6 protein-coding genes are annotated in these 8,013 nt (G+C 65.3%); 3 read left to right on the forward strand and 3 right to left on the reverse strand.

Annotation, left to right across the window (positions count from 1 at the left end; genetic code table 11):
- Positions 1-63: 63 nt before the first annotated feature.
- The 3 genes from H7225_RS09475 to H7225_RS09485 are packed head-to-tail and all read right to left on the reverse strand — an operon-like array spanning position 64 to position 3,090.
- The gene (locus tag H7225_RS09475) at positions 64-975 is read right to left on the reverse strand and encodes a LysR family transcriptional regulator (RefSeq protein WP_290661179.1); all 912 of its coding nucleotides are present in this window, start codon (positions 973-975) and stop codon (positions 64-66) included.
- Positions 972-2,030 (reverse strand): RNA methyltransferase, encoded by a 1,059-nt coding sequence (locus tag H7225_RS09480; protein ID WP_290661181.1) that lies wholly within the window; start codon positions 2,028-2,030, stop codon positions 972-974. The genes H7225_RS09475 and H7225_RS09480 overlap by 4 nt, the downstream gene beginning before the upstream one ends.
- Positions 2,020-3,090, reverse strand: coding sequence for an AraC family transcriptional regulator (locus H7225_RS09485; RefSeq protein WP_290661183.1), 1,071 nt, complete (start codon positions 3,088-3,090; stop codon positions 2,020-2,022). The genes H7225_RS09480 and H7225_RS09485 overlap by 11 nt, the downstream gene beginning before the upstream one ends.
- A gap of 110 nt (positions 3,091-3,200) precedes the next feature.
- Here H7225_RS09485 and H7225_RS09490 point away from each other — a divergent pair, with 110 nt between their 5' ends.
- The 3 genes from H7225_RS09490 to H7225_RS09500 form a co-directional block, all read left to right on the forward strand.
- Entirely contained in the window at positions 3,201-4,511 is a 1,311-nt protein-coding gene (locus tag H7225_RS09490) for an acyl-CoA dehydrogenase family protein (RefSeq protein ID WP_290661185.1), read from the forward strand.
- Between the two features lie 43 nt (positions 4,512-4,554).
- The gene (locus tag H7225_RS09495) at positions 4,555-5,769 is read left to right on the forward strand and encodes an acyl-CoA dehydrogenase family protein (RefSeq protein ID WP_290661187.1); all 1,215 of its coding nucleotides are present in this window, start codon (positions 4,555-4,557) and stop codon (positions 5,767-5,769) included.
- Between the two features lie 424 nt (positions 5,770-6,193).
- Positions 6,194-8,013 (forward strand): hypothetical protein (locus tag H7225_RS09500; protein ID WP_290661189.1); only part of this gene is annotated, 1,820 nt, incomplete at its 3' end.

Consider the following 8,013-nt stretch of genomic DNA (forward strand, 5'->3'; position numbering starts at 1 on the left):
GTCAATCGCCTGACGGTTGGGGCGTTTAACGCTGCGGGTTGACCCTTGGCCTCGCGCTTTGGGTCAGGCCAGCCATTGGATGCCGGGCAACTTGGCGCACTGCTGGCGCATGATCAGGGCCATGTCCTGCATGTAGGGCTGGGTGGCCAGGGCCTTGGGGCAGATGGCGTGCAGCTCGCTCCACAGACCCTTGGGGCCGATGGGCACGGCCTTGACGTAGTCGTGCTCCAGGTAGCTTTGCAGGCCCCAGCTGGGCAGGGCGGCGATGCCTCGGCGGCTGGCCACCAGTTGCACGATGGCCACCGTCAGCTCGGCCGTGCGGCGGGCGGGTTCAACGCCGGCGGGCTTGAGGATTTCGCGGATCAGGTCGATGCGCTGCTCGGGCACGGGGTAGGTGATGAGCGTTTCACCCTCGAAATCCTGGGCCGTGAGGTGGCGTTTGTGGCGCAGCTTGTGCTCGTTGGCGACCACGGCCAGGATCTCGAAACGGAATAAGGGCTCGACCGACCAGGGTCGCTGGGCCTTGGGCTTGGAGCCGATGACCAGGTCGGCGCGGCCTTCTTTGAGCAAGGACAGCGGGTCGGCGTGGAAGCCGGCCACCAGGTCGACCTCGACCTCGGGCCAGCGCTGGCGGAACTCGTGCATCACGGGCATCAGCCAGTCGAAACAGGTGTGGCATTCGAGCACGATACGCAACTCGCCACCGGCGCCGCCTTTGAGGCGCTGCAGGTCGCGCTCGGCGGCGCCGATGTCGGCCAACACCGTGCGGGCCAGGGCCAGCAAGCGGTCGCCCGCGGGGGTGAAGCGCAGGCCCTGGCGGGTGCGTTCGAACAGGGCCTGGCCGTGGTGCGATTCCAGGGCGCGGATCTGGTGGGACAGGGCGGATTGGCTGAGGTGCACGCGCTCGGCGGCGGTGGCCAGCTTGCCGGCGTCGGCGATGGCGACCAGGGATTTGAGGTGGCGGACTTCGATCATCGTGGGCGCACTTCAGGGCGGACGATGCGCACGGGTTGTGGCTTGATCACGGCGGCCTTGTGGGCATCACGGGCGCGCAATTGGCCGCAGCCGGCGTCCACATCTTGCCCGGCCGACTGACGCAGCTTGGTCAGGATGCCGCGCCGGTGCAGGCTGCGCGCGATCTCGGCGGCGCGCTCCCACGAGGGGCGCTTGAAGTCGAGTTCGTCGACCGTGTTGTACGGGATCAAGTTCATCAGCGCGTACTTGCCTTTGAGCAGGCGCACGATGCCGTCCATCTCTTCCTCGTTGTCGTTGAGGCCGTCGATCAAGGTCCACTGGTACTGGATCGGGTAGCCGGTGGCGCGGGCGTAGCGCTCGCCTTGCTCGACCAGCTCTGCCGGGTCGATGCGCGGCGCGCGGGGCAGCAATTGCGCGCGCAGCTCGGGCTTGGTGGAGTGCAGCGACAGTGCCAGGGCGGGCTTGACGATGCCGAGCGGCAGGCGCTCGAAGGCGCGTGGGTCGCCCACGGTTGAGAACACCAGGTTCTTGTGGCCGATGCCGCCGCAGGTGCCCAGCAGATCGATGGCCTCGAGCACGTTGTCCAGGTTGTGCGAGGGCTCGCCCATGCCCATGAAGACGACCTTGGTGACGCGGCGGCGGGCCCGGGCCAGGGCCACTTGGGCGACGATTTCGGCGCTGCCCAGTTGGCGCAGCAGGCCGTCTTTGCCGGTCATGCAAAAGACGCAGCCGACGGCGCAACCCACTTGGGACGACACGCACAGGCCGTCGCGCGGCAGCAGCACGCTTTCAATGGTCTGGTCATCCTGCAGGCCGATCAGGAGGCGGGAAGAGCCGTCTTCGGCGGGGTGTTCGGAGCGCACACGGGCCAGGGCGTTCAGGTCATGAAGCAGGGCGGGCAGGGCGTTGCGCACACCGAGCGGCAGGAAGTCTTCCGGGCGGCGCTTGCCGCTGTCCAAGGGCAGCGCCTGCGACCACAAGCGCAGGATCTTGTCTTCATGGCAAGGCTTGGCGCCGTGGGCACGCAAACGCTGGCGGATGTCGTCAATGCGCATGGGGTGGGCGTGTCGGCGCGACGGCTTGGCGCCAGGTGCTGGGCGAGGTGCCAGTCCAGCGGCGGAACGCGCGGGTGAAGGCGCTGACTTCGGAGAAGCCCAGCAAAAAGGAGATCTCGCCGACGGAGTATTGGGCGGCGGCCAGGTAATCGAGCGCGAGCTGGTGGCGCGTCTGGTTGAGCACGTCGCGGTAGTTGGTGCCCAGCTCGGCCAGGCGGCGCTGCAGGGTGCGCAGGGTCATGGCCAGGCGCGGGGCGACGTCGTCCTGGCGGGGTTCACCGCTGGGCAGCATCTCTTTCAGCACGGCGGCCAGTTGCTGGGGCAAGCCGCGATCAGGCCAGTGCGAGCGGTAGCGGTCCATGGCTTCTTCGCTGGCCTTGACGACTTCCAGGTTGGCGAAGGACAGGGGCTTGTGCAGGGTGGTGTGGTCGACCAACAAGGCGTTGTCCTCGCAACCGTAGATGGGCGTGCAGCGGAAGACTTTTTCGAACCTGGCATGGTCTTTGGGGCGCTGGCGCTGCAGGCGCAATTCGAGCGGGACGAAGTCGCGGCCGTAGAGCATGCGTGAGCCGCGCACCAGGGTGAGCATGGCGTAGTCGAAGATGCTCCAGACGGTGGCCGCGTTGGCGGCGCGCAGCAGGGCCTGGTCGCCCGTGATGGTGATCCGGCCGACGCCCTCTTCCAGGTGAAAGCGAACGTCGGCGGCATCGGTCACCACGTGGGCGTAGCGCGCCAGGCGCAGGTACATCTGGGCCAGGTTCTCGGACGCCATCAGGGCATAGCCCAGGGCGGTGAAGTTGAGCGGCAGGAATTGCAGGGCCACGTCCACGCCCAACAGCTCTTCGCCGGTGGCCTGCAGGGCTTTTTGCCAGAAGGCCAAGCCCAGGTGGGCGGGGTAGCGGGCCATGGGGTCGCTCAGGGTCGACAGGTCGAGGCCCACCTCGCGCAGCAGGGCGTCGGCGTCCACACCGCGCTTGTCCACCGCGCTTTTGGCGGCCAGCAGCCAGCTGCGCAGGGCAGAGGCGTCGGAGGCGGGCAAGGAAGGCGGCGGGGAACTCATGGCGGCGGGCTGGGCGAGGCAGGTCGGGTCAAGTTGATTGGCGCAAAGGGGCAAGTATCGGCGACCGGCGGGTCGCAAGATCATGGGATCCCTCATTTCACGACTTCGACATGACATCGCTCACACGAATTGGATTGCGCACCCTCAGCCGCATGGCCGCCTCGCCCAAGCTGGATTCGCTGGGCCTGCGCAAGCCGACCGAACAGGTGCTGTACCACAGCACCAAGGTGGGTTTCAAGGCTGTGACGGCCGCCAACCGCGCGTTCAAGGCGGTGAAGAACCTGGGCTCACCGCAACGCTTGTCCAAACGCGGTGCGGGCGACCTGTTCGACCTGGCGCCCACCGAAGACCAGCAGATGCTGCGCGAAGCGGCGCGCACCTTCGCGATGGAACAACTGCGCGAAGCCGCCGGCCAGGCCGACATGGCCTACGCCGCGCCGCCTGAGCTGCTGGCGCAATGCGCCGAGTTGGGCATCACCTCGCTGGGCATCCCCGAGGCGCTGGGCGGCATGGGCACTGAACGCTCGGCCGTGACCAATGTGCTGATCGCCGAAGCCATGGCCGAAGGCGACATGGGCCTGGCCTTTGCGGCGCTGGCGCCCTCGGCCGTGAGCACGGCACTGGTGCTGTGGGGCAATGCCGATCAGCAGGCCGCCTACCTGGGCGATTTCGCCGGTGAGAACGTGCCCGCAGCGGCCCTGGCCATCCAGGAACCCACACCCTTGTTCGACCCTTTCGAGCTGAAGACCCGCGCCGTGGCGCAAAGCGGTGGTGGCTATGTGATCAACGGCCTGAAGTCGATGGTGCCGCTGGCCGCCAGCGCCGAGCTGTTCATCGTGGCCGCGCACATCGAGGGCCAGGGCCCGGCGCTGTTCGTGATCGAGTCGTCCACCAAGGGCTTGTCGGTTGAAGAGGACCGTGCCATGGGCCTGCGCGCCGCAGGCACCGCGCGCCTGAAGCTCGACGCGGTGTTGGTGCCTGCCAAGGCCTTGCTGGCCGAAGGCGCGTTTGATGCCTACCGCGAATGCATCCAGTTGTCGCGCCTGGCGTGGTGTGCGCTGGGCACGGGCTGCGCACAAGGCGTGCTGGATTTCATCGTGCCTTATGTGAACGACCGCCACGCTTTCGGCGAGCCGATCAGCCACCGGCAGTCGGTGGCGTTTGCCGTGTCCAACATGTCGATCGAGCTGAACGCGATGCGCCTGCTGACCTGGCGCGCCGCCAGCCTGGTCGATGCGGACGTGGATTTTTATGAGGCCGCCGCCTTGGCACGCCGCCTGTGCGCCGACAAGGGCATGCAGATCGGCAGCGATGGCGTGCAGTTGCTGGGCGGCCATGGTTTTGTCACCGAGTACCCGGTGGAACGTTGGTACCGCGACTTGCGCGCGGTCGGTGTGATGGAGGGTGGATTGTTGATTTGACGTCGGCTTCCTTTCGGCATCCAACTCCATTCAAAGGCCTTTCATGATCAACCTCGAAATCCCCCGCAAGTTCAAGCCCCTGGTGCGCCAGGCCCACGAGACCGCCGCCGAAGTGCTGCGCCCCATCTCGCGCAAGTACGACCGCGCCGAGCACAGCCGCCCGGTCGAACTCGACATGATGGCCGCCGTGATCGACGGCATGAATGCAGGCAACAGCGATGTCGGCGGCACGGGCGCCACCGGCGTGCGCCGTGACGCGGCTGACGCGTCGCAAGGCAACCGCAACGGCACCAACATCTCCACCTGCCTGTCGATCATGGAGCTGTGCTGGGGTGATGTCGGCATGCTGCTGTCGATGCCGCGCCAAGGCCTGGGCAATGCCGCGATCGCGTCGGTGGCCAATGAGGAGCAGCTCAAGCGCTTCAAGGGCCGCTGGGCCGCGATGGCCATCACCGAGCCGGGCTGCGGCTCCGATTCGGCCGCCATCAAAACCAGCGCCAAGCTCGACGGCGACCACTATGTGCTCAATGGCGAAAAGATCTACGTGACCGCGGGCGAGCGCGCCGACCTGGTGGTGGTGTGGGCCACGCTGGACAAGAGCCTGGGCCGCGCTGCGATCAAATCCTTCGTGGTCGAGAAGGGCACGCCGGGCTTCGAGCTGGTGCGCCTGGAGCACAAGCTGGGCATCCGCGCCTCCGACACCGCGCACTTCATGATCACCAATTGCCGTGTGCCCAAGGAGAACCTGCTGGGCGACCCCGAGGTGAACCCCGAGAAGAGCTTTGCCGGTGTGATGCAGACCTTCGACAACACGCGTCCGCTGGTGGCCTCGATGGCCGTGGGCCTGACGCGCGCCTGCATCGAAGAGATGGGCCAGATCCTGAAAGACTGCGGCTTGACGGTGGACTACAGCCGCCCGCTGCATCGGCAGCCTTCGGCCGTGGCTGACTTTGTGCGCATGCAGGCCGACTACGAGGCGGCGCGCCTGCTGACTTTGCAGGCGGCCTGGATGGCCGACAACGGGCGGCCCAATTCGCTGGAAGCCTCGCTGGCCAAGGCCAAGGCGGGGCGCACTTGTGTGGACGTGGCTTTGAAATGCGTCGAACTGGCGGGCAGCATCGGCTACACCGAGACCTCGCTGCTGGAGAAGTGGTCGCGCGACGCGAAGATCCTCGACATCTTCGAAGGCACGCAGCAGATTCAGTTGCTGATCATTGCGCGAAGGTTGTTGGGGAAGAGTTCGGCGGAGTTGAAGTAGCAGGGAAGGGCTTGTTTGGTGAAAACCAAAAGCCTTCTTTAGCCCTGCGAGTTGCCGGGTGAACGCTAGCGTCACCAAATTAGGGGGGCGTTCTTTGACTCACCCCTAGTTCCAAGGGTAGATCCTGTTTCACATTTAGTGAACATTCGCTTTGCAAGCCTACCCTTTGGAGTCTCACACCATGAGCCGACACGATGCTCCTTGCGACAGCCTCGCGGACTGCATCTACACCGCTTGCTGGTGGGTATTTCTGCGGTAAGAACCAAATGATTCGCTTGGTGTGTGCTGGCCAGCCAACGAACAGCATCCCGCCGCCGGCATGAATAAGCATCAGCGCGGAAGCCCCCGCTTGGCCGCTAATCGCGATTGGCGATTGGCGAATGAACCTTGATTTCTCAATTCCAATTTTCAATGGAGGCCAGTCATGGACCAGGCACGTGTGACCAGTGGGTACGACGTCGAGGTGGCGATGGGCGAAAGGTATCTGCAGTATTTACTGTTGACCGCTGTCGAGACGGGGCTGATCCGGACTGGCGAGACATTCACGCCTAGCGGCGGCGGCGATCCGATCCAAGTTCAGGTGCTGATCCCGCCCGCCCTCGATCGGGCCTATGTCGTCGATGCAAATGTCCCCCAGCCACTCGAGGCGGCCGGCGACGAGGCGTTTGCTGTCCAGATTCTGCCTACGCACCCTATGGGCGCGGATCTGCAAGTGAGCGTCTGGCTCAACTTGGCGCGGGGTATGCAATCGGGCATTGCGTTCATTGATTTGTACATCGGCATTAGCCTGAACACCACGCCGGACACCGACGGAACCGGTCTGGGCGCGATGAAGCTGAAGCTTGAACTGCTCGAAATTGGCGGGCCGATCGTGACCCTTGCCGCTGGCAACGGCCTGCCGCAGGCGGAGTTGCTAGCGAGGCTCCAGCCAATGATCAACCAAGACATTTCGATGACCAACCTCGGGTCCGGCGGCCGGATTGGCGAGATCCACATGAAGAAGCTGGCCGGCAATGTGGAGCGCGAAGCGGCACTGGGGCTTTACATCAACCTGGTACTGCGTGCCGGCCCTCAGGAGGACAACGTGCTCGGGCCGCGCGGCGACCTCACCCTGGCGCAGAACATCCTCGAGCCCCGCGCCGACATCACAGTCGCGACCAGAGCAAGCATCTACGGCGACTTTGCCCACGATGCCTATCACCGCATGGCACGACGGTCCGGGTCCGGATACCACCACCCGGTCATGAAGAAAGAAGAAAAGCTTTTCGACGTGGTCGAGATCGATGCCCGGTCCGTGTTGACCGACAACCAGCTCAAAGTCTCAGTGGAGGGCGAGTACGAAATCAATAACCTGCCCGATCCAAACTTCACGGTGCACATTTACATCTACGAGGCGCTCGACGCCGAAGGGATCATGTCGTGGACTTCGGGCGCGGACGTTCAGGCCAGCATCCTGGCCGACATCCTCCTCGGCGTGATCGCGCTGGCCACCGTGCCGCTCCTGGGGCCCTATTCAGTTTTGGTCTTCGCCGCACTTGAGGCCGGGAAGTACATCACGCAGAAGGCGATCGCCGAGTGGGTCGTCGAGGAGAAGACTGACAAGAAGGTCGACGCCGCCCTGCTGGACGTCGTTCCGAACCAGTTCACGATTGTTCGCCGCCGATGGGATCCGTTCTTCACCGCCAGCCACCAGATAGGCCTTCGGCCGGGCGCCACACTGGTCAGTCCGCAGGGGCTGGCCTTGTGGGGCACAGCAGCGCTCGCGCGCGCCACTGAGCCCGCTGAATCAGTCGTCATCCGGGAGGCGGTGCGCGACACGGAAGGCAACGCGACGCACCTCATTTACCGGGTCGAGGGCCTGGAGAATCGCGAGTACCTCGACGCAAGCGCGCCCGGCATGCACCGCGGCCCATTCACGCAGCCCAACGTGGACACCGAGCCGCAGCTGTTCCAGCTTGAAGTAGGCGATGCCATTGCGCGGATCGAAGCCCGCGAGCTGGACGGCGGCGAGACCTACGAGGTGCAGGCAGTTGAGTTCCAGGGAGGCAAGGTCGTCAACCTTCTCGTCATCAGCAGCCATGAGATCGAGGCGCAGCGCAACCGGTTGGTCGGTGAGGTCGCAGCGACGGCTGAAGCGGCAGCGCAAGCGCAGGACTCGATCATCCGGACCGAGGTCCGCGACGAATTCGACGAGCAGGGGATCATCCCGACCGACGAGCAGGTCGAGGCGGAGGTCGCGGCGCG

It is taken from the genome of Aquabacterium sp. (assembly GCF_014378415.1).
In the GTDB taxonomy this organism is placed as follows: Bacteria; Pseudomonadota; Gammaproteobacteria; order Burkholderiales; family Burkholderiaceae_C; genus Aquabacterium.

Coding starts and splice junctions, on each gene's coding strand:
- H7225_RS09490 (WP_290661185.1), top strand. CDS start 3,201: ATGACATCGCTCACACGAATTGGATTGCGCACCCTCAGCCGCATGGCC.
- H7225_RS09495 (WP_290661187.1), top strand. CDS start 4,555: ATGATCAACCTCGAAATCCCCCGCAAGTTCAAGCCCCTGGTGCGCCAG.
- H7225_RS09480 (WP_290661181.1), bottom strand. CDS start 2,030: ATGCGCATTGACGACATCCGCCAGCGTTTGCGTGCCCACGGCGCCAAG.
- H7225_RS09475 (WP_290661179.1), bottom strand. CDS start 975: ATGATCGAAGTCCGCCACCTCAAATCCCTGGTCGCCATCGCCGACGCC.
- H7225_RS09485 (WP_290661183.1), bottom strand. CDS start 3,090: ATGAGTTCCCCGCCGCCTTCCTTGCCCGCCTCCGACGCCTCTGCCCTG.